This window comes from Chitinophaga silvatica, assembly GCF_003419895.1.
Lineage (GTDB): Bacteria > Bacteroidota > Bacteroidia > Chitinophagales > Chitinophagaceae > Chitinophaga > Chitinophaga silvatica.
Genome location: NZ_QPMM01000002.1, coordinates 64,971 through 90,114 on the forward strand (window position 1 = coordinate 64,971; position 25,144 = coordinate 90,114).

At 41.9% G+C, this 25,144-nt stretch carries 23 protein-coding genes; 17 read left to right on the top strand and 6 right to left on the bottom strand.

Features of this window, described 5'->3' with window-relative positions; genetic code table 11:
- The first annotated feature begins 13 nt into the window (after positions 1 to 13).
- Complete coding sequence (locus DVR12_RS04580) at positions 14 to 1,255, top strand: anthranilate synthase component I family protein (protein ID WP_116974300.1); 1,242 nt, start codon at positions 14 to 16, stop codon at positions 1,253 to 1,255.
- Here DVR12_RS04580 and DVR12_RS04585 read toward each other — a convergent pair.
- A complete protein-coding gene (locus DVR12_RS04585) occupies positions 1,245 to 2,159 on the bottom strand; it encodes a TIGR01777 family oxidoreductase (RefSeq protein WP_116974301.1) in 915 nt (304 codons plus the stop codon). The two genes, DVR12_RS04580 and DVR12_RS04585, sit on opposite strands and share 11 nt — an antisense overlap.
- A 179-nt stretch (positions 2,160 to 2,338) precedes the next feature.
- Between DVR12_RS04585 and DVR12_RS04590 the strand changes: the two genes are divergently transcribed.
- The 5 genes from DVR12_RS04590 to DVR12_RS04610 all read left to right on the top strand — a co-directional run bounded on the left by DVR12_RS04590 (position 2,339) and on the right by DVR12_RS04610 (position 8,329).
- Positions 2,339 to 3,862: a hypothetical protein gene (locus DVR12_RS04590; protein ID WP_116974302.1), complete on the top strand. Its 1,524-nt coding sequence runs from the start codon at positions 2,339 to 2,341 to the stop codon at positions 3,860 to 3,862.
- Between the two features lie 15 nt (positions 3,863 to 3,877).
- Positions 3,878 to 4,855: a hypothetical protein gene (locus DVR12_RS04595; RefSeq protein WP_116974303.1), complete on the top strand. Its 978-nt coding sequence runs from the start codon at positions 3,878 to 3,880 to the stop codon at positions 4,853 to 4,855.
- Positions 4,856 to 5,034: 179 nt separating this feature from the next.
- Positions 5,035 to 5,727, top strand: coding sequence for a phosphoribosylformylglycinamidine synthase subunit PurQ (purQ, locus tag DVR12_RS04600; protein WP_116974304.1), 693 nt, complete (start codon positions 5,035 to 5,037; stop codon positions 5,725 to 5,727).
- 41 nt (positions 5,728 to 5,768) lie between these two features.
- The gene (locus tag DVR12_RS04605) at positions 5,769 to 6,224 is read left to right on the top strand and encodes a protein-disulfide reductase DsbD domain-containing protein (RefSeq protein WP_116974305.1); all 456 of its coding nucleotides are present in this window, start codon (positions 5,769 to 5,771) and stop codon (positions 6,222 to 6,224) included.
- A 104-nt stretch (positions 6,225 to 6,328) separates the two neighbouring features.
- Positions 6,329 to 8,329 (top strand): protein-disulfide reductase DsbD family protein, encoded by a 2,001-nt coding sequence (locus DVR12_RS04610; protein WP_116974306.1) that lies wholly within the window; start codon positions 6,329 to 6,331, stop codon positions 8,327 to 8,329.
- A gap of 61 nt (positions 8,330 to 8,390) precedes the next feature.
- On the opposite strand, the gene DVR12_RS04615 is transcribed toward DVR12_RS04610, so the two are convergent.
- Genes DVR12_RS04615 through DVR12_RS04625 form a run of 3 tightly spaced genes read right to left on the bottom strand, consistent with a single transcriptional unit; the run spans position 8,391 to position 10,290 of the window.
- A complete protein-coding gene (locus tag DVR12_RS04615) occupies positions 8,391 to 8,786 on the bottom strand; it encodes a DUF1634 domain-containing protein (protein ID WP_116974307.1) in 396 nt (131 codons plus the stop codon).
- A gap of 6 nt (positions 8,787 to 8,792) precedes the next feature.
- A complete protein-coding gene (locus DVR12_RS04620) occupies positions 8,793 to 9,626 on the bottom strand; it encodes a sulfite exporter TauE/SafE family protein (protein ID WP_116974308.1) in 834 nt (277 codons plus the stop codon).
- A 10-nt stretch (positions 9,627 to 9,636) separates the two neighbouring features.
- Positions 9,637 to 10,290 carry a FadR/GntR family transcriptional regulator gene (locus DVR12_RS04625; RefSeq protein WP_116975104.1) on the bottom strand — a complete coding sequence of 218 codons (654 nt, stop codon included), beginning with the start codon at positions 10,288 to 10,290 and terminating at the stop codon, positions 9,637 to 9,639.
- A 543-nt stretch (positions 10,291 to 10,833) separates the two neighbouring features.
- On the opposite strand from DVR12_RS04625, the gene DVR12_RS04630 reads away from it, so the two are divergent.
- Genes DVR12_RS04630 through DVR12_RS04640 form a run of 3 tightly spaced genes read left to right on the top strand, consistent with a single transcriptional unit; the run spans position 10,834 to position 16,210 of the window.
- Entirely contained in the window at positions 10,834 to 13,914 is a 3,081-nt protein-coding gene (locus DVR12_RS04630) for a SusC/RagA family TonB-linked outer membrane protein (protein ID WP_199417042.1), read from the top strand.
- Between the two features lie 11 nt (positions 13,915 to 13,925).
- Positions 13,926 to 15,260 carry a RagB/SusD family nutrient uptake outer membrane protein gene (locus tag DVR12_RS04635; RefSeq protein ID WP_116974310.1) on the top strand — a complete coding sequence of 445 codons (1,335 nt, stop codon included), beginning with the start codon at positions 13,926 to 13,928 and terminating at the stop codon, positions 15,258 to 15,260.
- A 26-nt stretch (positions 15,261 to 15,286) separates the two neighbouring features.
- The gene (locus DVR12_RS04640; protein ID WP_116974311.1) at positions 15,287 to 16,210 is read left to right on the top strand and encodes a cyanophycinase; all 924 of its coding nucleotides are present in this window, start codon (positions 15,287 to 15,289) and stop codon (positions 16,208 to 16,210) included.
- Positions 16,211 to 16,344: 134 nt separating this feature from the next.
- Here the strand turns inward: DVR12_RS04640 and hisS are convergent, their stop codons facing one another.
- Both hisS and DVR12_RS04650 read right to left on the bottom strand, forming a co-directional pair.
- On the bottom strand, positions 16,345 to 17,694 hold the full coding sequence (gene hisS / locus DVR12_RS04645) for a histidine--tRNA ligase (protein ID WP_199417043.1): 1,350 nt from the start codon (positions 17,692 to 17,694) through the stop codon (positions 16,345 to 16,347).
- 18 nt (positions 17,695 to 17,712) lie between these two features.
- Positions 17,713 to 18,150 (bottom strand): low molecular weight protein-tyrosine-phosphatase, encoded by a 438-nt coding sequence (locus tag DVR12_RS04650; RefSeq protein ID WP_116974313.1) that lies wholly within the window; start codon positions 18,148 to 18,150, stop codon positions 17,713 to 17,715.
- A gap of 563 nt (positions 18,151 to 18,713) precedes the next feature.
- On the opposite strand from DVR12_RS04650, the gene DVR12_RS04660 reads away from it, so the two are divergent.
- From DVR12_RS04660 to DVR12_RS04695, 8 genes are all read left to right on the top strand, one after another.
- Entirely contained in the window at positions 18,714 to 19,628 is a 915-nt protein-coding gene (locus DVR12_RS04660; protein WP_116974315.1) for a substrate-binding domain-containing protein, read from the top strand.
- Between the two features lie 37 nt (positions 19,629 to 19,665).
- A complete protein-coding gene (locus tag DVR12_RS04665) occupies positions 19,666 to 21,414 on the top strand; it encodes a tetratricopeptide repeat protein (RefSeq protein WP_116974316.1) in 1,749 nt (582 codons plus the stop codon).
- A gap of 164 nt (positions 21,415 to 21,578) precedes the next feature.
- Positions 21,579 to 21,974, top strand: a complete 396-nt coding sequence (locus tag DVR12_RS04670; protein ID WP_116975105.1) for an NADH-quinone oxidoreductase subunit A — start codon at positions 21,579 to 21,581, stop codon at positions 21,972 to 21,974.
- Positions 21,975 to 22,000: 26 nt separating this feature from the next.
- The gene (locus DVR12_RS04675; protein WP_116974317.1) at positions 22,001 to 22,564 is read left to right on the top strand and encodes an NADH-quinone oxidoreductase subunit B; all 564 of its coding nucleotides are present in this window, start codon (positions 22,001 to 22,003) and stop codon (positions 22,562 to 22,564) included.
- Between the two features lie 44 nt (positions 22,565 to 22,608).
- Positions 22,609 to 23,124, top strand: a complete 516-nt coding sequence (locus DVR12_RS04680; RefSeq protein WP_116974318.1) for an NADH-quinone oxidoreductase subunit C — start codon at positions 22,609 to 22,611, stop codon at positions 23,122 to 23,124.
- A 12-nt stretch (positions 23,125 to 23,136) separates the two neighbouring features.
- Positions 23,137 to 24,357 (top strand): NADH-quinone oxidoreductase subunit D, encoded by a 1,221-nt coding sequence (locus DVR12_RS04685; RefSeq protein WP_116974319.1) that lies wholly within the window; start codon positions 23,137 to 23,139, stop codon positions 24,355 to 24,357.
- Positions 24,358 to 24,398: 41 nt separating this feature from the next.
- Positions 24,399 to 24,902: an NADH-quinone oxidoreductase subunit NuoE family protein gene (locus DVR12_RS04690; RefSeq protein WP_116974320.1), complete on the top strand. Its 504-nt coding sequence runs from the start codon at positions 24,399 to 24,401 to the stop codon at positions 24,900 to 24,902.
- Positions 24,902 to 25,114 (top strand): hypothetical protein, encoded by a 213-nt coding sequence (locus DVR12_RS04695; RefSeq protein WP_116974321.1) that lies wholly within the window; start codon positions 24,902 to 24,904, stop codon positions 25,112 to 25,114. Before DVR12_RS04690 ends, DVR12_RS04695 begins: the two co-directional genes overlap by 1 nt.
- Positions 25,115 to 25,144: the final 30 nt, after the last annotated feature.

Genomic DNA, 25,144 nt, shown 5'->3' on the forward strand with positions numbered 1-25,144 from the left:
ATTTAAACAACAAATGTTGAATTGGGCCAACCAGTTCAACATTTGTTGTTTTTTAGACAATAACAACTACTCCTCTCACTGGCACCAATACGAAGCCATTCTGGCCTTTAATGCACTAGATGCTATCAGCGCACCCGCAGGTAATGCATTTCAGGCACTGCAAACTTTTCATGATGCCAACCCCGATTGGATTTTTGGTCATCTGGCCTACGATTTAAAGAATGAAGTGGCTCCACTACAATCCCAACACCCCGATGGGATTGGATTTCCGGATCTCTTCTTCTTCCGGCCGGAAATAATATTCCTACTCCGAAATACAACCGTAGAAATCGGTGGAATTAACCTGACAGCAAACGCAGCAGAACAACTCTACAACGATTGCTGCAATTTTATCTCAGACTCTCAACCCATTTCCGATTCCCCGCTCCCTCCTGTACAAAGCAGGTTACCTAAACAGGATTATCTGGATGCCGTAAAAGCACTCCGCCTGCATATTCAGCAGGGCGATTGTTATGAAGTCAATTTCTGCAGGGAAAACTTTATAGAAAATGCTAACGTTTATCCACCTGCGTTATTCAGACAGTTAAATAATATTTCGCCGGCACCGTTTGCTGCCTATTACAGGCTCAACGATCGCTACATGGCTTGTTCAAGCCCCGAAAGATACCTTCAGAAAAAAGGAACTACCGTTATCTCTCAACCCATTAAGGGTACCAGCCGGAAAGATCCTGATCCCGAGATCGATCGGGCTTTGCAACTGGAACTCTTCAATAATCCTAAAGAGCGGTCTGAAAACGTAATGGTGGTGGATCTGGTACGAAACGACCTCTCACATACTGCGGTGCAGGGATCTGTAGAAGTCTCAGAACTCTTTGGAATTTACGGATTTGCGCATGTGCATCACATGATTTCTACTGTCAGATCTGTTGTCGATCCTGCTACTCCATTTGCTGAAATACTGAAAACAACCTTTCCTATGGGTTCTATGACCGGTGCTCCCAAGCTTAGGGTGATGGAACTGATAGAAACCTATGAACGCTCCAAAAGAGGGCTATATTCCGGCGCATTAGGATATATCACCCCGGAGGGCGATTTCGATTTTAATGTTGTAATCAGAAGCATTTTATATAATGAAAGCAGCCGGTACCTTTCTTTCCAAACAGGATCTGCTATCACATTTTACTGTGATCCGGAAAAAGAATGGGAAGAATGTATGCTTAAGGCAGCGGCATTAGAGAAAGTACTTATAGGCTAAACAATTGCTCCATTGCCTGTTCTATTGTAGGATAAGAAAATTGAAATCCGGCTTTTTGTACTTTTTCGGGAGAGGCTTTAACACTTTTCAATACTTCAATACTCATTTCTCCCAACATCGTCCTTAATACAAAAGTGGGAACATAGGTTGTCATAAAACTTTTACCCTTAACTATTCTCGCCATTGTGAGAATTAATTCCTTATTGGTAACCGGGTTTGGAGATACGGCATTAAAAATACCTTCCATATTATCATCTACGATGGCACTGAAATAAAGACGCACTAAATCATGAATATGAATCCAGGGAACAAACTGTTCTCCTGATCCTAAAACAGTGGCAAAACCAAACTTCAATGGCTTATAAAACTCTTTAAGCGCACCGCCTTCACGGCTCAACGTAATACCTGTACGTAGTATTACAAGCTTTTTATCTAGTGAAGTAACTTTAGAAATATGTTGTTCCCACAGCGCTGTAGTTGTACCTAAGTAATCGGTAGCTGGTGGGTCTGTTTCAACAAATGAATGATCCTTATACTCGCCATAATAACCTGTGGCAGAGGCACTGATCACTTTTTTTACTTTATTGGGAAATGTTTTTAATGCTGTATAAATCAGTTCACTACTTTGGGTACGACTTTCTACAATTTCCTGTTTACGTGCGGTTGTCCATCTTTTCTCTCCAACATTGGCTCCTGCCAGATGCACGATATAATCGGCCTCCTGGATCGCCATTTTGTCGATCGTCTGGGTTTTAATATCCCAGTGCGCATATGTAACAGCTTTGTTGGTGCCTGCTTCAGGCTTGCGGGTTAGTATAATAACTTTATAGCCCCTTTCAACCAACCATGCTGTTAATGCACTGCCTATTAACCCTGTTCCTCCTGTAATAGCAACCGTTTCCATCCTATATTTCCTTCAATTAAAAAATTTTAATAAAAGTACACAATAAAACAGTCGTTTTTGAATTTAAGTAAAAGCATTAGTTAACTCATCCAAATTGAAAAATTTTGATGTAAGTTTGAAAAAGGTCCATGTATTATGTGCCAACATTATTAATATAGCTTTGAAATCCATATTTCCACATGCATACGCTATACCGTTTATCGCTGTTTTTTTTATTGCTGATGGCAGGCACCGCTGTCTCCGCACAAAAAATAACCTACTCTGAGCCGGATAGAGACGATTATAAAAGCACCGAATTTGAGATTATTGGCAGAGTAGCCGGTAATATCCTGGTTTATAAGGCTGACAAAGGCGATTATGTTGTTTCTGTGTATGATAACAGTATGACAATGATTGATCGGGTAAAGCTGGATTTTTTACCCCGTAAGGTCATTTCAATGGATTTCGTTGCCTATCCCAATAAAGTACTGATGTTCTACCAATTTCAGCGTAAGGATGCAGTATTTAGTTTCTGTGCCACAATGACTCCGGATGCTAAATTTTATGATGCTCCGATAATGATAGATTCTACACGTATAGGCTCCTATACAAAAGAAAATAAAGTTTACTCGCTGGAGGTATCTGAAGATAAGAACAGGATAATGGTTTATAAAATCAATCAGGATAATGAATCCAATAATGTTTTCTATACTTTCCTGTACGATAGTGCCGTAAGCCTGGTAAATAACAGTCGCCTCTCTTTACCCATGCAATCGAGAAAGCAGTTTCTGAGCAATTTTAACCTCAGTAATGCCGGTGATTTCATCTTTAATAAGTTGGAGCGTACCAGTAACAAGGATTATGTTGTAAGTGGCAGCATGATCGTTAAACGTCCATTGATTGATAGCTTTGAATTGTCGCCAATGACGTTTAAATCTCAGTTGATCGATGAGGTGAAAATGAAGCTTGATAATGCCAGGAACACAGCCCTAGTAACTGCCTTCTATTATAAACAGAAAAGAGGGAATGTAGACGGATTGTATCTCTACAAATACAATTATGGTACTCATACCCCTGTTTACGAAAAATCGCAGCCATTCTCCGAAGAACTGAAGGCTAACGCACGCGGAGAGTCGAGCACCAATGCTGCGTTTAATGATTACTTTATTCGTAAGATCATCAATACCGCTAACGGAGGCTTTTTGCTGACTGCCGAATCTTTTTCAACTTCCTCCAGGTATCAGCCATGGAACCGTTGGAATTATATGTATGGAAGCCCTTACGGCGGAATGTATTCGCCATACTACTATTCTCCCTATTCTTCAATGTATTACAATCCGTACAACTGGAATAATTCACAAGGTTTGAGATATCACTACGATAATGTGGCTGTCTTATCGTTCGATGACGAAGGAAATATGCAGTGGAATAACTTTGTGCATAAGAGTCAGTACGACGATAATGCAGATCTGTATTTATCCTACCTGATGGTGAATGTCGGAAGTGAGTTGCGCTTTTTATTCAATGAACTGGATAGAAGAAACTACATGCTTACGGATGTTAGTTTAGCCCCTGGTGGTAAAGTTAACCGTATGCCTACATTGCGGAATCTGGATAAAGGTTTTACCTGGATGCCCCGTTATGGAAAACAGATCAGTGGCCGTACAGTTGTAGTACCTTGTATTTACAGGAATTATATTTGCTTTGCTAAAATTGACTTTTAATCACACCTTTGTACTGTGATACGTTTTTTCCGTTCAGGCAATCCGTTAACGGTATTGCTGCTGTTATTATATACACTACTGGTTAAGTTTTATTATCTGTTGCATCCGTCTACTTTCCTGGCGGATGGTTCAGAAGGATTGTTATACCATCTGCTGGTGCAATGGTTGCAATCTGTAGTAGGGGCAGGACCTTTGTTTTTTACTTCTCTGTCTGTCTTACTCCTCCTGCTTCAATCGTTGTTCTTTACCAGAATAGTTAATCATCATCGCCTGTTTTCCAAGCCTACCTATTTGCCGGCGATGTGTTATCTGCTGTTTACCTCTTTGCTGGAAGGCTGGAATGTTTTCTCTCCTGCATTATTGGTAAACCTGATTATGCTCTGGGTATTTTCGAGCATAACAGAATTATATACACGAACTTCTGCCCGGGATGTGGTTTTTAATATTGGGTTTGCTTTAGGGGTTTGTGGATTGTTTTATTTCCCTTCAGTAATTTTTTGCCTGTTACTCCTGGTAAGCATGCTTATCATGAGAGCGTTTAGGCTGGCTGAATGGATAATTGCAGTTTTAGGCCTTATTTGCCCTATTTACCTGATGGGAACATATTTGTTCCTTACCAATCAGATGGGGCTATTAATCAAAATCCCTAATATTGGGTTAGTCCAGCCTTTTATATCAGATTATAAGGTTTGGGGAGCGTTTATCACCTGTTTGTTCTTTTTTGTACTGGGATGGCTGTTATTACAGCGACCATTGAAGAAGATGCTTATTCAGGGCCGGAAAATATGGGCAGCTTTAATTATATATGTTTTAGTAGCCATATTGGTTCCTTTCTTCAATATACATTTTTCTCCTTCCTATTGGGTTTTGGCAGTTTTGCCTATCTCAATGTTTGCAGGAAATGTATTTTGGTCGATTACCAGCGACACTTTTGCCAACATAATTCACATTCTGGTACTTGGATATGTTATAGTTATGCAATATTTCAGCTAAAATGCCACTTCCAAGGGGCTGATTACCAGTAATTTGTTAAATCAGGACAAACGGCAATGGAAAATTGCGAACGGCTAAGTAATTTTGTCCTTTCCCGCTAGCTTTGCTAATTGGTAAAAATTGCGGGAAAAATGAGTTTTAAGCATTATTTACACACATAAACACAAAATAATTTTCAGATGAAATTTGGCGTTGTCACCTTTCCCGGTTCTAATTGTGATCATGATATGATTGATTCCCTCCGTAATGATTTAGGGCAGGAAGTAATTGAACTATGGCATAAGGAGAAAGACCTGAGCGCATTCAATACAACCGACTGTATTGTATTACCTGGTGGATTTTCATATGGCGATTACCTGCGTTGCGGAGCAATTGCCAGATTTAGTCCAATGATGCAAAGTGTTATTGAATTCGCTAATAAAGGTGGTCGTGTGATCGGCGTATGTAACGGATTTCAGGTATTGTGTGAAGCTGGCCTGTTGCCAGGTGTATTATTGCAAAACCGCCATCAGCAATTCATTTGCAAAAATGTTTATCTGAAGAGCGAAAATACCTCTGCTTCCCTGACTAAGGATGTAGTAGGCCGCCCGCTTATGATACCAGTTGCTCACGGTGAAGGTCGCTATTATGCAGATGATGCTACCCTGGAAGAGCTTTTCAACAACAATCAGATACTTTTCCGCTATTGCGATGAGTTTGGCAATATTATTGAACCTGCTAACCCTAACGGAGCCATCCATAATATCGCAGGTATCTGCAACAAAGCCAGAAATGTCTTTGGAATGATGCCTCACCCGGAAAGAGCTACCAGCCTCGCCCTGGGAAATACCGATGGACAGCTGATCCTACAAAGTCTTATTAATAACAATTAATAGATTAAATCAAAACGACCAACCAATTAAAAAAGAAAAGCATGAAAAGATTATTAACAGCACTGGCTTTGTTTGCGCTGCCTATCCTGGCCAGCGCTCAGATAGAGAATCCGGTAAAATGGAGCTTTACAGCTAAGAAAGTAGATGCTACTACCTACGAGGTGCATGCAACTGCTACCATCGAAAAAGGATGGCATCTGTATGCACAGGAAGCCGGAGAAGGTCCTGAACCAACTTCCTTCAAATTCACTAAAAATCCATTAGCAACTCTACAAGGTAAAGTTGAAGAAGTGGGTAAACTGCATAAATCGTTCGACAAAAACTTTAACTCTGAACTGAAATACTACGAAAACAATGTAGATTTCGTGCAAAAGGTTACTGTGAAAGGTAAAGCGGCTACCAAAGTAAAAGGTACTGTTACATTTATGGTTTGTGATGATCACCAATGTTTACCACCGAAGGATATTGATTTTGCGGTAAGTGTAGGAGGAAAATAATTGAATCCGCTATCAAATAACAATATTTTTAGAAACGAGTTCCTCTATCCGGGAACTCGTTTCTCGTTTACTCAGAATGATATTATTTAAAGCCTATTGACTTTATGAAGCATTTGCTTTCGTTTTTTATAGCCGTCTTTGCCAGTTTTTCTTTATCAGCTCAGGCCCAGGAAAATAATCCCCAACCTGTTAAATGGGAATTTTCTGCCGAGAAGAAAACTGATAAGGAATATATCCTGCATCTGAAAGGAACAGTAGAAAAGGACTGGATACTTTTTTCTACTACCATGGGCAACGATGATCCTAATACCCGCATCGTATTGGATAGTACCACCGCGTCTGTTGCTCATATTACCGGTATTACAGAAAATGGTAAACTGGAACAACGCAAAGAAGCGTTGTTCGACAGTTTAAATATCAAATATTTCGAAAATACTGTTGATCTGGCAGTGTCGATCGAAAGTTCTAAACCTCTGGAAACAGTTGGAGGAACAGTTACCAGTATGGTACTGAAAGGAGAAGAAGCAATTCCTGAAGAAGCTAGCTTCAACACTAAAGTTATCGGAGGTACTTCCGCCGCAAGTGGAGATGTTGCCGCAGATGATGCTTCCAACAAATCTTTGATGTGGATTTTCCTGGCGTGCTTCGGTGGTGGTTTTATTGCCCTGATTACCCCATGCGTATTTTCTATGATTCCTATCACTGTTAGCTTCTTTACAAAACGTAGTGCTACCAGAGCCGCAGGAATCAAGAATGCATTCATTTATTCATTTTCTATTATCATTATCTATACCTTCTTAGGGTTCGTTATCACCAAGGTATTTGGTGCAAGCGCCCTGAACTCGCTGGCTAGTAATGGTATTGCCAATCTGATATTCTTTGCCATATTCCTGCTTTTTGCATTCTCCTTCCTCGGTGCATTCGAAATTTCTCTGCCTAGTAACTGGGCAAATAAATCCGATTCTAAAGCTGGTATGGGAAGCTTGTTTGGAATCTTTTTTATGGCGCTTACCCTGGCTATTGTTTCATTCTCCTGCACAGGCCCAATCATCGGTAACTTGCTGGTATTGGCTGCTAAAGGTGGAAACTCTGGCCCGCTGGTAGGTATGTTCGGATTCTCATTGGCATTGGCTATTCCATTCTCTTTATTCGCGCTATTCCCAAGCCTGCTGAATAAGATCGGTAAATCTGGTGGCTGGCTCAATGCAGTGAAAGTAACTTTAGGTTTTGTGGAACTGGCACTTGCCCTGAAATTCCTGTCGAACGTAGATATGGCTTATCACTGGAACCTGTTAGACAGAGAAATATTCCTGGCTCTGTGGATTGCAATCTTCGGTTTACTCACGATGTACTTGCTTGGAAAACTGAAATTCAGCCATGATAGTGATGTTCCATTCTTATCTGTTACTCGTCTCTGTTTCGCGATAGTTACCTTCACTTTCGTTGTATATATGATTCCTGGTATGTGGGGAGCTCCTCTGAAAGGAATCAGCGGATTCCTACCTCATGAAGGATCTCAGGATTTTAATCTGAACAGATCCCTGATCGATATTCAGGCTTCACTCGAAAGTGGTGGAGGTAATGCTGGTGGTGGACAAGCAAATACAATTAAACCTAAAAAACTGGTAGATGTACTGCATTCCGAAATTCCTGGTGTTGAAAATGTTTTCTTCGACTATGAAGAAGCTATTGCAGCTGCTAAGGCAACCAATAAACCACTGTTGATCGACTTTACCGGCCACTCCTGTGTAAACTGTCGTAAGTTTGAGAAATCTGTATTGTCTGATAAAGCTGTAATGAAAATATTGAGAAATGATTTCATCGTAGCTTCATTGTATACAGACGATAAAACACCTCTTCCACATGAACAACAAACAGTTTCTAAAGTAGACGGCAGCAAGATTAAGAATGTGGGAAATTTCAATGCAGAATTCCAGGTAATGAATTTCAACCGTAATTCTCAACCATATTATATTCCGGTTGATTTACAAGGTAAAGCCCTGATGAACGCCGGTTATAGCTATGATCCGAAGAACGATGTTAACGCATTCGTTAAGTATCTGGAAGATGCTAAAGCTGAATTTGCGAAACGTAGCGCTAAGTAATAAGTACTGATAACATAAATAGTAGAGCGTCTCAATTGCTTTTGAGACGCTCTTTTTTTACCTATATCTTCAATCCTCCAAACATACTAAAGAGGATAATTCCCAATACTATGGTGGTAATAACTACATACAACCAATCCTTTTCCAGGGCAAATGCCAACAATGAAAAGAAAACCCTGAATATTGGTGTAGCTAGTAATACCAGCACTCCCAACTGAATGATCTCTGTGGCACTGCCTTCGGCTACCCCTTTAAATATCCCGTGAAACGTGGTGTAACCGGCCTCCTCACCGGTGAAGTGACTATAATCAGGCATATCGGCTGCACCGCTTTGCACAAGGTACCAGAAACCACCTATCAGAGCAATACTGCAGGCAGTTAATACACCTATGCGAAGAAAACGACCTATGAAGAGGGCTATATCTCTGTCGCCCACTAAACTTTTTAGCTGTTTCATAATGCATTAAAACTGGTGATTAAATCCGTTGTAAATCATTTCCAGTGCTACAAAAGAAATAGCTACACAAAAAATGATACGCAGGGTACGGGGGTTCATTATGGTTAGCAACCTGGCGCCGGAAAAGGCACCGCCCAATACACCGAGTACTACCGGGAAAGCAATACCAGGATCGATGTAGCCTCGTTGAAGGTATACCACCGCACTGGCTGCCGCTGTAACGCCTATCATGAAGTTACTGGTAGTAGTACTAACCTTAAAGGGTATACGCATGGCTCCATCCATCGCCAGTACTTTCAGTGCGCCGGAGCCAATGCCTAACAGGCCGGATAGTACTCCCGCCAGCAACATAATGGAAAAACCTCCGCCTATATTCTTCAGTTTATAAGCTACTTCTCCGTTGGCAGTAGGATAGGTACTGTTTAGTTTCAGGGCATATGACAATTTGCTTCCTGTTTCTTCCGGATGTTCATTTTTCTTGCGTACCGTCATCAATGCAGAAAATATCAACACTACTCCAAACAGAATGGCAATAGTATTTACAGGTGTAAAAACCGCTATCAACGCACCTCCTACAGCACCTGCAGTTGTTGCTATCTCCAAAAACATTCCTAAACGAACATTGGTAATACCTTCTTTGATATAAGCTGTTGCTGCGCCGGATGAATTAGCAATGGAGGCCAGCAATGCAGCCCCTATAGCATACCGGATATCCACATGAAATACTAATGTCAACAATGGAATTACTACTACTCCTCCTCCAAGCCCGGTAAGTGAACCCAATAAACCGGCTGCATAGGCGCCTATCAAAAGGATAAGGCTGAAAATCAGCATACTCATATAAATCAGATTAATAATTATTGTCGAGGATATCCTCCATCACCTGCCTCGACAGGCGTTGATTTCCATTTTTTATAGCTTTAAACAGTTGTTCATGTAAATGATGGCTGATGGCGAAATGACTGATACTTTGGGTATCTCTTTTTGCAAAGAAATTTCTGATAACCAAGGTAAATGACTGGTAAAGATCTGCCATCACCTGGTTGCCACAAGCTCTCGCAATGGCCATATGGAACGCAATATCCGCTTCTACACAGGGTTGGTAAGCCTGATCGAGGATCGCTTTTTTACGGAGATTCAATTGTTTCTCCATCTGTTGCATATCTTCCTCCGTACGGTTGGCTGCTGCCAGTTTTACGATCTCGAAATCGAGCATCCGCCGTACCTGGTTGATCTCCTCAAAATCGGCCCGCCGCAGACGCTGGTCCAGCGATTCGGCTGTGATTGCTTCATTTACAAAGGTGCCTGCCCCTTGTTGCACACGCAGCACTCCTGATATCGCCAATGTTTTAATGGCTTCGCGGATTGTGCTCCGCCCTACTGCATATTGTACCATCAGCTCTGGTTCTGCCGGAATCTTCTGACCTGGCTTATATTTTCCCTGTGAAATGTCTTTCTGAATGGCAATGATGACCCTGTCTGAAAGTTTAGACGCTTTTTCCATAAATACCGGTAAATTGACATAAAGGTATGATGTTTTATTAAACATCTGATGTTTTATTTTTTGCAACAACAAATTTGTCCTTTACTGGAATATGATTTCTGCCAGCTTGTTTTCAGTTTTTTAACTAACTCCGTAGGCTGCACGTCAATTAATAAATCATCACTTTGGCTGCCAAACCTTACTACATCTGTTCTTTCCGGGTTATCAAATTATTTTTTGCGAGATTTTTCTTTCATTTTCTAAAACTATTTACTAGCTTTACCCTACAAATACAGTAGACTATTTACGCCGCAGAACAATACAGTATTTATCACTTAATAATTTTTTGTATGCGAATGTTTTACGCCACCTGTTGCAGTTATTTAACAAACTGCTGATTGTATTGTCTTTTGCCTTTGTTACTATAACTCCTACCACCAAGGAACAGCAGTATTAAACTACAGAAGCTATCAGCCATTTATCCGGCCATCAGGGCCGAGGGATTCTTATGTCCATTCATTTCTTTACGTGATCCGTGAAATACCGGAATCAAAATCTTATTGCATGTACCGAATGTCATCAACGGCATGGAGCAGCCGTTTATTTATCATTTTTCTATTTATTTTATCTGCGTCGTATGTATCCGCACAACACCAGAACATTTCCATTTCAGGAACCGTAATAGATGCCACTACCAGAGAACCATTAGTAAGCGCTACTGTGCGGCTCAAAAACACAACTCATCAGGTATTGACCGATGAAAAGGGTGGATTTAAGTTCCTGACAGGACAGGAATTTCCTGTTACTGCTGTTATCAGTTATGTGGGATATAATGCCCGGGAAGTAGTGATTCCAAGTAATACACCGGTAACGGTTTTATTGGAAGCAACCAACAGTAAGCTCAATGAACTAACGGTTGTAGGATACACACGTACCCGTACTAATGCCCGCAATGGTGCTATCACCAGCATAAAGGCAGATGACTTTTCTAAAGCTCCCGTTACCAGCATTGTGGAAAAAATACAGGGAGAAGTACCGGGCCTGATGATCTCTGCCAACTCAGGGGTTCCGGGAACGTCAGTACTGGTAAGACTTCGTGGGGCTACTTCTATTACTGCCGGCAATAATCCGCTATATGTAGTAGACGGAATATTTATGAACACCGGAGATATGCAGAACCTCGGTAGAGGGCTGGGTGGACAACAGTCTAACCCCCTTGCTGAAATCAACCCGGAAGATATCGCCAACATTACTGTTTTGAAAGATGCCAATGCCACCGCTATTTATGGTGCCAGAGGCGCTAACGGCGTTATTCTGATTACTACCAAACGGGGTAATAAAAACTCTCGTACCCGCGTCAACGTTAATGCCCAGCAAGGATGGGCTACTACTCCTAAAGTCTGGGATTTGGTTACCGGTCCTGAACATGCAGCATTGGTAAATGTTGCCTCATCTAACGATGGTATTGCTGCCGATAAATTACCTTTCAGACCTAAAAGCCAGGAGGTATCAGGATTCCCGGCTTATGGCACACCCGAAGAACAACAAACCTACGACAGATTATCCCCGATTTTCAGAACGGCAATCAATCAGAAATATAGTGTAGCCGTTACCGGTGGAGATAATAAAACAAACTTCTACCTGGGTGGCGATTATGAAAAGTCGCAATCCACCTTGCGGTTGCAAGACTTTACCCGGTATTCATTTCGTGTAAACCTCGACCATAGTATCTCTGATCGTATTAAAATAGGAACCAGTAATAGCATCTCTTATGTTCCAAGAACAGTAGTAAGAGTAGGAGATGGCCCTGCCGGCCTGTTCCAGGCTGCCTTGCATACTCCGGTTTTTTATCCGCTATATAACTCAGATGGCAGCTATTATAAAGTAGGTGTATTTGATAATGTATATGCTATTCTTAATAATTCAGACAACCACGCTTACGCACTCCGTAGCTTGAACAGTGTTTTCGCATCTGTGAACCTGGCATCAGGGCTTACCTTTAAATCTACTCTCAGTAGTGATTATTCCAACTATCATGAGAAGGCCTATTACAATACCAACCTGGTATACGGGCAACCAGCCGGCGAATCCAATGATGTTACTACTGCCAGAGAAACCATCCTGGCAGAACAGTTGTTCAACTACAATAAAACCTTTGGCAAAGACCATGACTTGTCTGTTGTTTTGGGAAATACTTTGCAGTTCGACTCCCAGGAAAGCGTATCGCTGACTGGTACCGGGTTTCCTAGTAATCAGTTTAAACGCATAGCATCTGCAGCTGTGCAAACAGGTTCTTCTACCGGTACTACCTCCCGGTTAGTTTCATTCTTTACGGGTGCCAACTATCTCTACAAGGATAAATATAGCCTGGATGTGAATATCCGCGCCGATGCCTCTTCCCGTTTTGGTCGTGATCATCGTTGGGGATATTTCCCCGCAGTAGGTGCCGGATGGAATATCAGTCGGGAAACCTTTTATCCTGCCCAGGCTTTGATCAATGATCTTAAACTGAAAGCCAGCATAGGATCAACAGGTAACCAATATATCGGCGATTTTGCATCAAGAGGTTTATGGAATGGTGGTCGAAATTATCTCGACCAACCGGGTACTGGCCCCAGCCAGCCGGCCAATCCCAATCTTAAATGGGAAACTACCAGACAATTTAATATAGGCGTTGCCGGTAGTTTGCTGGATGGAAGAATTAATCTCGAAGCAGATTATTACGATAAATATACCAGCGACCTGTTGCTCCCTGCTGCTATACCAGTGATTTCAGGATACAGCTCTATCACCAGTAACGTTGGCGCCATGAGCAACAAGGGTGTAGAATTATTAATCAATAGCCAGAATATTACCAATGAACGCTTCACCTGGAAAACTACATTTACGGTTTCCAGAAACCGTAACAGGGTAGAAAAGCTGATAGCCCCCATTACTGATGGTAGCTATGGTATGTATCGTATTGAGCAGGGGTCTCCACTCTATTCGCTTTACCTCTGGAATGAACTGGGAGTAGATAAGGAAACCGGAAATGTAATAATCGAAGACATCAGCGGACCTAAAGGTGTACCTGATGGTAAAATCACTCAGGACGACAAAAAGATTGTAGGCGATATCTGGCCTAAAGCAGAAGGTAGCCTGAGAAACTCCTTCAGTTACAAAGGTTTTAATCTTGATGTGAATATCTTTTATAAGTACGGCAACAAATTATATAACTATACCCGCTACTTCCTGGAGTCGGGTGGCACCCGCGGCGTAACCCGTTCTATCCAGAAAAGCTCGCTCAACTATTGGAAAAAGCCCGGAGATGAAGGGGTATTGCCACGCCCTACTTCTTTGCCCAACCCTGATGGTAGCAACAACTACAACAGCGCTACCAGTCGATATATGGAAGATGCGTCCTACATCCGGTTGAAAGATGTAACACTGGGGTATACACTCCCTGCAAGTCTGCTGTCACGGTGGAGAATCAACCAGGCTAATATTTATCTAACCGTAAGCAACTTATTCCTTATCACCCGTTACACAGGTCCTGATCCGGAAGCCAATAGCGCTGGAGATACCAATGGTATTGTTCAGGGGCTCGACTTTAACACTACGCCGCAACCACGAACCATTACTGCGGGTATCCGTCTTACACTTTAATAGCATCAACCATGAAACGACTTAATATTTTAGGAATATTTGTGCTGGTAATCTTTTCGGTATCCTGCTCTAAACTATTGAACACCGATCCACAAACCAGTATCTCTGATGAAGAAGCAATCGTAGACGGAAAGTCTGCACAGGCTGCACTTACGGGTGTGTATGACGGGCTTCAGCGATATGCCAGTTCTCAGATCATAGCACTAGACCTGGCTGGCGACAATGTAGTAAATTATAACAACCAGAATATTGTGGTGGCCACCAAAACTGCGGCTAGTACCGGTGGTGGATTTTCATCCATCTATACCATGATTAACCGTGCGAACTTTGTTATTACAAAGGTACCAACACTGGCAGACGCATTATTTGCAACCGGACAAAAGAACCAGATCCTTGGGCAGGCATATTTTCTCAGGGCTCTTGGCTATTTCGACCTTGTAAAAACCTATGGCGGGGTGCAGGTAGTATTGGACCCGCTGAAGTATACAGGTATTAAACGCAGTACAAAAGACCAGACTTACGATCAGGTATTATCAGATCTGGATAAGGCTGAGCAGCTGTTGACAGAAACGGTAAACCGCAATATTGCCAACCGCTTCAGTGTTTATGCTCTGAAAGCGAGATTATACCTTTATCGTGAGCAATGGGATAAAGCAGCAGAGTACGCAACCAAAGTAATCAGCAATAACAACTTTGTGCTGGTAAAACCTTTCTCGTCTTTCTTCACCGGAAAAAATACTACAGAATCGGTCTTTGAACTGGCATTCAGTACAGCAAATAAAAATACCTTCTTTACCAACTGGCTGTCGGCTGCCGAAGGTGGGCGCCGTGACTATGTACCGGCAAGAGATTTTACAGCTCTGTTGCTCGACGCAACAAAGGCAGGAAGCAGACGTAGTCTGATCAAACAACTGCCAGATGCTTCCTGGGAAGTAGTGGAATACGGAAAGCAGGATGGTACAAGTTCTATTTTCATCCTGAGGATTGCGGAGCAATACCTGATTCGCGCCGAAGCCCGCGTAAAACAAGCAACTCCCGATCTGAAAGGTGCAGTAGCTGATCTGAATGAAATTCGTGGGCGTGCCGACCTTATATCATTTGAACTCACAACTACTACCAAACCAGCTGAAGTATTACAAGCTATTGAGAGCGAAAGAAGATATGAACTGGCATTTGAAGGTCACCGCTTTGTGGATATAGTAAGAACTGGCCGTGCTGCCGAAGTATTCGGACCTTATAATAAACAGCTGACAGATTCGAAGTTCTGGATTTTTCCAATTCCTGCCAGTGCTGTATTGAATGATCCTGCAAACCTGGGTGGAGAAAATCAAAATCCGGGCTATTAATTAATTCATCAACATAACAATACCTCATGAAAAAACATCTATTACCCCTGCTATTGCTGATAGGCATGCAGGTAGTGGCGCAACAACCTCCTGTTAAAATAAAAAAAGGTACTACCCGTCATGGGCCCGAAAACGGCACACTATTGATTATTGGTGGTAATGTCGGAAGTACAGCTTCCGTATGGGAAAAATTTACAGAACTCGCTGGTGGGAAAGAGAAAGCCAGGATAGTAGTAGTAACCACTGCGTCAGGCGATTCAGCAGCCTTTGATCAGAAAGATGTGGAGATAGTAAAAAAGGAAACAGGTATCCGCCAGGTAACGTTATTACATACATCAGATCTGAAAGAAGCCAACAGCGAGAAGTTTATTGCACCCCTTAAAACAGCTACGGGAGTATATTTCGTAGGAGGACGCCAATGGAGAATTGCAGATTCTTACCTGAATACACTTACCCATCAGGCATTTCAGGATGTGCTGGAGCGGGGTGGTGTAATTGCCGGCAGCTCTGCCGGTGCTTCCATACAGGGTTCCTTTCTATGGAGAGGCGATACCAAAGGACCGGAAATTCTGGTGGGAGATCATACCCAGGGCTTAGGTTTTCTGAAAAATTCGGCTATTGACCAGCATTTGCTGAAACGGAACAGAGAATTTGACCTGGTCGATTTTATCAGGAAATCTCCCCAGCTCATCGGGCTGGGATTAGATGAAGCTACGGCTGTAGTGGTACGTAAGGATACGCTGGAGGTAATCGGAAAATCCTACGTGGTAATCTATGATCATAATACGATCGTAAAAAGTGATAATAAGCATATCTCTACCGATAGTAAAGAAGATTATACTGCTTCTTCGGGGCCATTCTTTTTACTGAGCGCCGGGCAGCAATATGATCTGGCCAACCGTAAAGTTGTTCAAACAGAAAAGAAGCGAAACAATACGTCGGAAGAATAAATAGAAATGGCTGTATCAGAAGTAAGCTGAAGGACTTGAGAATTGTGTGCATGAAATTCTCTCCTTCAGATACCCGGAAACGGGTAAAATTACTTTTGATACAGCCTTATTAAGTTTTTAGGTTGATGATTATGTTAGAATGAATATGTTAATAATTCATCTCCATTAATCTTCTCCTGCTTTCCATTTTTTAAATCTTTTATGCTGATGCAGTTTTCTGCCAGCTCAGACTCTCCCAGAATGGCCACAAACGGAATACTGCGTTTATCGGCATGTTTCATCTGTTTATCCATTTTGCTGCTTTCATGATAAAGTTCAGCTGCCACCCCCTGCTTACGCAATTGCATTACATATCCGAAAGCCTTCTTTGCGCTGGCTTCTCCCAGGTTAAGGAACAATACGCGGGTCGACTGTTGTGCTGTTTCAGGAAACAGGTTCAGTTCTTCCAATACGTCATAAATTCTATCTACCCCGAATGAAATACCAACACCTGAAAGTCCTGGCAATCCGAATAACCCGGTGAGATCATCATATCTTCCACCACCACCGATGCTGCCCATTTTAACGGTAGCAGGAGCTTTAACCTCTACAATCAGCCCGGTATAATAATTCAGGCCACGGGCAAGGGTCAGATCAAGGATAGGAGTGGTGTTATAGGTAGTATAACCGGAATGCAGTACAAAATCCAATTCCTCAATACCTTTCATACCTACGGGCGAATTGGCTAGGAGGGTTCGGAGTTGTTCGAGTACCGATTGGTTATCACCTTTAATGTTCAGGAAGTTTTCAATGATACGGATATCATCGGCAGTCAGGCCTCTTTCAAGTAATTCTTTTTCTACACCTGCCATTCCTATTTTATCCAGCTTATCGATGGAAATAGTGATATCAGTAAGTAATTCCGGTTTTCCTACCAATTCGGCCAGGGCTGCCAGAATTTTACGGTTATTGATGCGCAGCTCATAGCCTTGCATTCCTAATTTAGTGAATACGGTATCATAAATAAGGAGCAATTCCACTTCATTGAGTAAAGAGTTGCTGCCAACAACGTCGGCATCGCACTGATAAAATTCTCTGTATCTGCCTTTGGCCGGGCGGTCGCCTCTCCAAACCGGTTGCATTTGGTAGCGTTTGAAGGGGAGAGCCAGTTCGTGTTGGTTCATCACCACGTAGCGGGCAAAAGGAATGGTAAGGTCGTATCTTAATGCTTTTTCTGTGATGGCATTAACCAGTTCTTTATTATCCTTAGCTTCTTTAGCTCTGTCGAAGATTTCGCCATTATCCAGAATTCTGAAGATAAGTTTATCGCCTTCTTCACCGTATTTACCGGTGAGTGTGCTGAGGTTCTCCATTGCCGGGGTTTCGAGGGGTTGGAATCCAAAAACCTCAAAAGTTTCCCGAATGGTTTGAAAAATATAATTCCGTTTTCTAACTATCACGGGGCCAAAATCACGGGTGCCTTTAGGAATACCTGGCTTTATCATTATAATAAGTTTGAACGTTTATTGTTGGTTGTCTGCAATTTGCTTGCAGGCATTGTAGATCAGTTTATATACGGGAGCAAACAGGGCATCGTCGAACCAGGGATCCGGAACTTCCTTTTCGTCTGGCAGGAGAAAGGCAACTTTTGCTTTTTGGGCGTCGTTGGCAGCTTTGCGTAATACATCATTATAATTGCTGCGATCCATCACAAATATCTTGTCAAACAGTTCGAAATCGGCAGTTTGAAATTGTCGGGCTCTGAGCATAGAGATATCCACACCGTTTTTCTTTGCTTCTTTAATAGCCCGGTGGTCGGGAGGATGACCAACATGCCAGTTACCGGTGCCGGCGGAGTCTAATTCCCAGCCAAGCTCCTGGTTGTCCGACAAGTGTCTCATAATTCCTTCAGCCAGGGGAGAACGGCAGATATTCCCCAGGCAAACCATCAAAATTTTCATGTATCGGGTATTTTGCTATCCGGCCGCAAACCTACAAGATATTATGGAAATCTGCATCCCTTTGCATCTTAATAGTGTAGATTATCTTCTAGGAATGAGTTTTTTATAACAATAGCATTATTGTACATTAATTATAAAATAATCGAAATGATGCTGTTGTGAATCAAAAAATTATTTGATGTTGAAAAAATACTTGAAATTGCGTCTGGTTGCGGAAAAGGGCATGATTTTACGGTAGTTTTTTAACATTCCTCTAAAAATCACATTTCAAGATTAAAAATATTTTTTTTGTATAATTGTAATTTAACAATGGAAACGCACGAAGAACATACACGCAAGAGACTGGAGAATAGGTATCGGCCTATTAGTGAATTGATAAGGGGGATATTCTTTATTCTCTTTGGTTTATTCGCAATATTTGCGGAGAAGCTGGGATTGGGAGAATTTCGTATATCTCATACTACGATGCTGATAGTAGGGTTGGTTTTAGTAATTTACGGCCTCTTTAGAGTAGTTAACGGTGTTAGAAAACTTTTTTTTCACAGGAACTAAAGAGGAGATATATGTTTTTCACAATTAATAAGCTGAATGCTGTATATTTAGCAGCAATTGCTTTAATGTTTGCCGCTTGTGGTCAGAATACGAATACCAAGAAATTGGATACGGCAACAGAAGGAACAATCCACATCAGTGTTGATGAAACATATCAACCTTTGATGGAAGCTGAGATTAAAGTTTTCGAGTCGTTGTATCCGAAAGCTCATATTATAGCCTCCTACAAGCCGGAAGCGGAATGTTTTAAAGATCTTTTAGACGATAGTGCCAGAATGATTATCGTTACCCGCGATTTCAATCAGGAAGAACGTGAGTATATTAAAAAGCAAAAAGTAACACCTAACAGTTTGTTACTCGCGTGGGATGCTTTAGCATTGATAGTGAACAAAGCCAATCCTGACTCTATTCTTACTATGGATCAGGTGAGGGGTATCATGGCAGGTACCAACACAGAAAGAAAATGGCAACTGGTGTTTGATAATGCCAACTCAAGCACAGTACGTTATATCATGGATTCCATTAATAAAGGAAAACCTTTGCCGCCTAATACAATGGCTGCCAAAACTAATCCTGAAGTGGTGGACTATGTGTCTAAGAACAAAGATGCAATTGGGGTAATTGGTGTTAGTTGGATTTCAGACCCTAACGATTCTCTTTCAATCGCTTTTACTGAAAAAGTATCTGTTGTGAGATTGAGAGCCGATTACGGATCAGAGTTCGTAAAACCTTACCAGGCCTATATTGGCATTGGTTCTTATCCATTAAAACGTGGCTTCTTCTTTTGTCTGAAAGAGCCGTATCACGGCTTAGGCACAGGATTTGCAACTTTTCTGGGCAGTTATGAAGGACAACTTGTTATCAAACAGTTTCGTCTATTCCCTGCCAGATTAAATGTAGTATTCAGGGAAGCCAATCTTAAGTAGTAGAAAAAACACAACTAAAACTAAAAAACCAGATTGCATGAACAAACGGAAAAGTTTAATCGTAGCATTGCTATGCGCTGCATCAAGTAGTGTAATGGCTCAATCTGTGGAAGATGGAGTGAAAGACCTATATTATGGTAAATATCTGTCTGCCAAACAGAACTTAGAGAAAGTGATAGCGGCGAAACCAACAGATGACAAAGCTTATTATTATCTCGGCATAGCCCAGTTAGGCCTTGAAGACGTAGCTGGTGCTACTGCTACCTTCCAAAAAGGCTTACAGGCAGTTCCAACTTCCAACTTATTACAAGTGGGTATGGGGCGTATCGACCTGATTAATGGTAACGCTGCAGCTGCGAAACAAAAATTTGAAGCTGCCAGCACTGCTACCCAGGGTCGTGATGGTGATGTTGCCCGCGCAATTGCTGACGCAAACACCGAAGTTAAAGGTGGTGATCGCGGATATGCTCTCGCTGTAATGGAAAAACTCCTGAACAACGAAGGCCGTAAGAAAAAAGAAGTTTACACCGCTACTGCTGCCGATTACATCGAACTGGGTGACGCTTACCGTTACTTAGGTGGTGAAAATGGTGGTAAAGCCATTACCAGCTACGAAAAAGCATTGGACCTCGATCCTAATAATGCTGAAGCTGTAATGAAACAAGGATTAGTAAACTACAACGCTCGCCTGAAAGCTGAAGCTGTGGCAGATTATGCTAAGGCTACAAACATGGACCCTAAATACGGTCCTGCTTATTACGAGCTGTTTAATTTCTATATCACTCCAAGAAAAGATCAACTTTCCTGGGATAATGCAGCTCAATATCTCCAAAAATACATGGAAGTAGCTGATCCTGCTGATAAAACCAAGAACGAATATCTGTCTGCATATATCTCTTTCTTCAAGAAAGATTATGACAATGCAATCTCTAAAGGTCAGGCTGCTATGCCAGGTGCTAATGAGTACTATACCAATAAGTTGAGCCTCCTGGTAGGTGATGCTTATCTTCAGAAAGGCGACTCTCTGAATGCTCAGAAGACTATGGATGAGTATGTTAGCAAAGTAGGTGAAAGCAAATTGGATTCCAACGACTACAAATTGTTGAGCAATATCTACATGCGTTTAAAATCCAGCGATGAAGCTACTCAGGCACAGTACTCAGATAAAGCAGTTGACTACTTACAGAAGTATGCTAATTCCATCACTTCTAAAGATGCTGAAACTTACAGCCAGATTGCAGAAGCGCTGAAAAATGCTAAGAAATACGCTGCAGCCGGTGAATGGTACCAAAAGGCAATCGATATGATGATTGCTAATAAGGAGCAACCAGGTGCATTGGATTACTACAACGTTGGTTTGTATAAATATTATGGTGCTCTGGCATCAAAACCTGCAGACCAGGCGCTCTTAACACAAGCTGACGAAGCTTTTGGTAAAGTAATTGAGCTGAAACCAGACCTGGGTAGTGGTTACTACTGGAGAGGTATGGCTAATTATGCAAAAGATCAGCAGGCACAGGAAGGGTTGGCAAAACCTTATTTCGATAAATACATCGAGATTTCTGGTGGCGATCCTGCTAAAAACAGATCTACCCTGATCAATGCATATACTTACGAACTACTTTATCATTATTTTAAAGAAGATAAGGAAAATGTGAAGGTTTATGCTGAAAAACTGCTTTCTGTTGATCCAAACAGCCAAACTGTTAAAGAAATCACAGAAAACATGGCGGCTCGCGAAAAAGCAGCTAAACCGGCAGCTAAGCCAGCACAAAACAAAAAATAGTATTACTGTATTTTACAGTTTATATAAAAACCTCCTGTACCAACAGGAGGTTTTTTAGTTTCCGGTTGGTAAAAAAAGATAATATTTTAACTTCAGATAGATTTGATATTTGGTTTACTTACAGTATTTTTGCGCATTCGGACAATGTTTATATCGGGAAGCTTATGTATACAGAAACTGTATTTTTGTCAGCAACGACTACTCCTTTTAGCTATCTCCCTATAGTACTGCAATTAATTGCTGCACTGGGTTTTGTGGGTATTACCATGTTAGCCACACACTTTCTTGGCCCAAAGCGTAAAACAAGCGATAAGCTTATTAACTTCGAGAGCGGAATTGAGCAGAAAGGAAATGCTCGTCAACCAGTGGCTATTAAGTACTTTTTGACAGCTATTCTATTCGTATTATTCGATGTGGAGGTTATCTTTTTTTACCCTTATGCAGTCAACTTCAGAGAGTTAGGACCAGAAGGATTCTTTGCTGTTTTGATGTTTGTGGGCTTCTTTTTGTGTGGATTTATATATATCCTGAAGAAGGGTGCTTTGAAATGGGAAGACTAATATTTTAAAACTCTAAACTTAATTCAATGGCTCGTCCAGTTCAATATAATACCAAAGTGAAGATGGTGGAAATCCCTGATGGATATTCCGGTGAAGGATTTTATGCCACCTCTTTTGATAAGGCAATAGGATTGGCTCGTAAGAACTCAATCTGGCCTTTACCATTTGCCACCTCCTGCTGCGGTATTGAATTCATGGCTACCATGGCGGCTACTTACGATCTTGCACGTTTTGGTGCAGAACGTATGGCTTTTACACCCCGCCAGTGTGACCTGCTGATGGTTATGGGTACTATTTCCAAAAAAATGGGCCCTGTTGTTCGCCAGGTATACCTGCAGATGGCCGAACCACGTTGGGTAATGGCAGTAGGTGCCTGCGCTTCCAGCGGTGGTATTTTCGATACTTACTCTGTGTTACAAGGTATAGATCAGGTAATCCCTGTTGATGTTTATGTTCCGGGATGCCCCCCAAGACCAGAAGGGATCATCGATGGATTCATGAAAATTCAGGAATTAGTAGGCCAGGAAAGCCTTCGTCGCCGCAACTCCGACAGATATAAAGAACTGATGGAGTCTTACGGTATCAGATAAGGATTGAGAATGGTTAATTGTAAACCGTAAATTTCAAATTGTTAATGTCTTTAACAAACGAACGCATACAGCAACGCCTGACGGAGAAATTCGGGGAAGCGCTAACCGGCTTTGAAGAGCCGTTTGGAATGCTCACATTTACTGCAGAAAAAGATTCTAACCTTAAAATAATGCAATTCCTGTTTGATGACGAGGAATTGCGTTTTCGTTTTTTAACGGATGTCACAGCAGTGCATTATCCTGAAAGAAAAAATGAAGAATTGGCAGTTGTTTATCATCTTCATAATCTGCAGGATAACGTAAGATTACGACTCAAAATATTTGTACCGGTAGCTTCACCTAAAGTTTTTACTGCTACTAAACTTTATGAATCTGCCAACTGGATGGAACGCGAAACTTATGATTTCTATGGAATCGAATTCGTAGGCCACCCTAACCTGATCCGGGTGCTGAATGTGGATGAAATGACCTATTTCCCCATGAGAAAGGAATTTCCACTGGAAGATGCTTCCCGTATAGATAAAGATGATGAAATGTTTGGAAGGGGAGGAACCATTTAATACTACCAGGTTATGCTAGATCAGAAACTACATGTAAAACTGCCGGAAGGCTCAATAGAAAAGGATACTACAACGCTGAACCTCGGGCCTACACACCCCGCAACTCACGGTGTATTCCAAAATATTCTGGAAATCGATGGTGAACGTATCGTTTCCGCTGTTCCTACAGTAGGTTACATACACCGGGCTTTTGAAAAAATCGCAGAACGCCGCCCTTACTATCAGATCACTCCACTTACCGACCGTCTTAACTACTGCTCTGCCCCAATTAATAATATGGGATGGTTGATGACCGTAGAAAAACTCCTGGGTATCGAAACCCCTAAAAGAGTTGATTACCTGCGTGTTATCATCATGGAACTGGCCAGAATTGCAGACCACCTTATCTGTAGTTCTGTAATGGGCGTAGATACCGGTGCCCTCACCGGTTTCGTTTATGTAATGACCTACCGCGAATTAATCTATGAAATCTATGAGGAAATCTGCGGTTCCCGTCTTACTACCAATATTGGCCGCATCGGTGGTTTCGAAAGAAACTTTACCCCCGCTGCTTTCGCAAAAATTCAACGATTCCTCGACGAATATCCTGCTGTTCTGAAAGAATTTGAAACCTTACTTACCCGTAACCGTATCTTCATGGATCGTACACAGGGTGTAGGTGGTATCAGCGCAGAAAGAGCCCTGAACTACGGCTTTACAGGCCCTAACCTCCGCGCCGCCGGTGTGGATTACGACCTGAGAGTTGCTAACCCTTACTGCTCGTATGAAGATTTCGACTTCTCTATCCCTGTAGGAACGACCGGCGATTGCTACGATCGTTTCCAGGTTAGAAATGCCGAAATGTGGGAAAGTATCAGCATCATTCGTCAGGCAATGGAAAAATTAAAAGGATTACCGGAAGATGTTTATCATGCCGATGTTCCTGCTTATTACCTACCCGACAAGAAAGATGTTTATACCAAGATGGAAGCACTCATTTATCACTTTAAAATAGTGATGGGTGAAACAGATATCCTTCCTGGTGAAATATATAACGCCGTAGAAGGCGCAAATGGTGAATTAGGCTTTTACCTGATCAGCGATGGTGGCCGCAGTCCTTACCGCCTGCATTTCCGCCGTCCTTGTTTCATTTACTACCAGGCTTATCCCGAACTGATTAAAGGCTCAATGCTCAGCGATGCTATCGTTGTTATGAGTAGCCTGAACCTGATCGCGGGAGAGCTGGATGCGTAATTGTCTATTGATATTTGAAGATTTAAGCTGATTAAAATATAATGGCTGTGGTTCAATTTTCTGAAGAGAAACTGAATAAAGTAAAAGAAATCATCGCACGCTATCCGCAAGGAAAGCAGAAAAGTGCGTTGATCCCGGTGCTACACCTGGCCCAGGAAGCATTTGGTGGATGGCTAAGTGCAGAAACAATGGACTATGTTGCTGCCCTCTTGCAACTGGAACCAATCGAAGTGTATGAAGTAGCTACTTTCTATAGCATGTTTAACCTGAAACCAGTAGGCACCTATATGTTTGAAGTTTGCCAAACTGGCCCTTGCATGGTAAGTGGCTCCGATCAGATCATTGACTATATAAAAGGTAAACTGGGTATAGGAGTTGGTGAAACAACCGCAGACGGACTGTTTACACTTAAAACAGTTGAATGCCTGGGGGCTTGTGGTTATGCTCCAATGATGCAATTGGGCAAACATTACCGTGAGCATCTCACTCCTGCCAAAGTGGATGAAATAATTGCTGAATGCAGAGCTAAAGCAAACGCTAATTAATGCTTCAGCTGTTTTCTATATTCATTCGCTTAAAGGAAATATACCTGCGACATAAACTTCAGATCATCGAAGTTTTACTGCTGGTAGGATTACTTTCCGCCCTGTGGCGCATAGATAATTCCTTTATTTCCTTTATCTGCGGACTAAGTGCCGGATTATTATTCTATCGTATCGGAGAAAGAATTTCCAATCACGGCATTCGTAAGGCATAAAAGATATATACAAAAATCTGTTAGCAGGTT

Coding starts and splice junctions, on each gene's coding strand:
- DVR12_RS04650 (WP_116974313.1), bottom strand. CDS start 18,150: ATGAAAATTTTGATGGTTTGCCTGGGGAATATCTGCCGTTCTCCCCTG.
- purQ (WP_116974304.1), top strand. CDS start 5,035: ATGAAATTTGGCGTTGTCACCTTTCCCGGTTCTAATTGTGATCATGAT.
- DVR12_RS04630 (WP_199417042.1), top strand. CDS start 10,834: ATGTACCGAATGTCATCAACGGCATGGAGCAGCCGTTTATTTATCATT.
- DVR12_RS04665 (WP_116974316.1), top strand. CDS start 19,666: ATGAACAAACGGAAAAGTTTAATCGTAGCATTGCTATGCGCTGCATCA.
- DVR12_RS04640 (WP_116974311.1), top strand. CDS start 15,287: ATGAAAAAACATCTATTACCCCTGCTATTGCTGATAGGCATGCAGGTA.
- DVR12_RS04675 (WP_116974317.1), top strand. CDS start 22,001: ATGGCTCGTCCAGTTCAATATAATACCAAAGTGAAGATGGTGGAAATC.
- DVR12_RS04615 (WP_116974307.1), bottom strand. CDS start 8,786: ATGAAACAGCTAAAAAGTTTAGTGGGCGACAGAGATATAGCCCTCTTC.
- DVR12_RS04660 (WP_116974315.1), top strand. CDS start 18,714: ATGTTTTTCACAATTAATAAGCTGAATGCTGTATATTTAGCAGCAATT.
- DVR12_RS04605 (WP_116974305.1), top strand. CDS start 5,769: ATGAAAAGATTATTAACAGCACTGGCTTTGTTTGCGCTGCCTATCCTG.
- DVR12_RS04690 (WP_116974320.1), top strand. CDS start 24,399: ATGGCTGTGGTTCAATTTTCTGAAGAGAAACTGAATAAAGTAAAAGAA.
- DVR12_RS04625 (WP_116975104.1), bottom strand. CDS start 10,290: ATGGAAAAAGCGTCTAAACTTTCAGACAGGGTCATCATTGCCATTCAG.
- DVR12_RS04580 (WP_116974300.1), top strand. CDS start 14: ATGTTGAATTGGGCCAACCAGTTCAACATTTGTTGTTTTTTAGACAAT.
- DVR12_RS04585 (WP_116974301.1), bottom strand. CDS start 2,159: ATGGAAACGGTTGCTATTACAGGAGGAACAGGGTTAATAGGCAGTGCA.
- DVR12_RS04610 (WP_116974306.1), top strand. CDS start 6,329: ATGAAGCATTTGCTTTCGTTTTTTATAGCCGTCTTTGCCAGTTTTTCT.
- DVR12_RS04685 (WP_116974319.1), top strand. CDS start 23,137: ATGCTAGATCAGAAACTACATGTAAAACTGCCGGAAGGCTCAATAGAA.
- DVR12_RS04635 (WP_116974310.1), top strand. CDS start 13,926: ATGAAACGACTTAATATTTTAGGAATATTTGTGCTGGTAATCTTTTCG.
- DVR12_RS04680 (WP_116974318.1), top strand. CDS start 22,609: ATGTCTTTAACAAACGAACGCATACAGCAACGCCTGACGGAGAAATTC.
- DVR12_RS04695 (WP_116974321.1), top strand. CDS start 24,902: ATGCTTCAGCTGTTTTCTATATTCATTCGCTTAAAGGAAATATACCTG.
- DVR12_RS04670 (WP_116975105.1), top strand. CDS start 21,579: ATGTATACAGAAACTGTATTTTTGTCAGCAACGACTACTCCTTTTAGC.
- DVR12_RS04620 (WP_116974308.1), bottom strand. CDS start 9,626: ATGAGTATGCTGATTTTCAGCCTTATCCTTTTGATAGGCGCCTATGCA.
- DVR12_RS04590 (WP_116974302.1), top strand. CDS start 2,339: ATGCATACGCTATACCGTTTATCGCTGTTTTTTTTATTGCTGATGGCA.
- hisS (WP_199417043.1), bottom strand. CDS start 17,694: ATGATAAAGCCAGGTATTCCTAAAGGCACCCGTGATTTTGGCCCCGTG.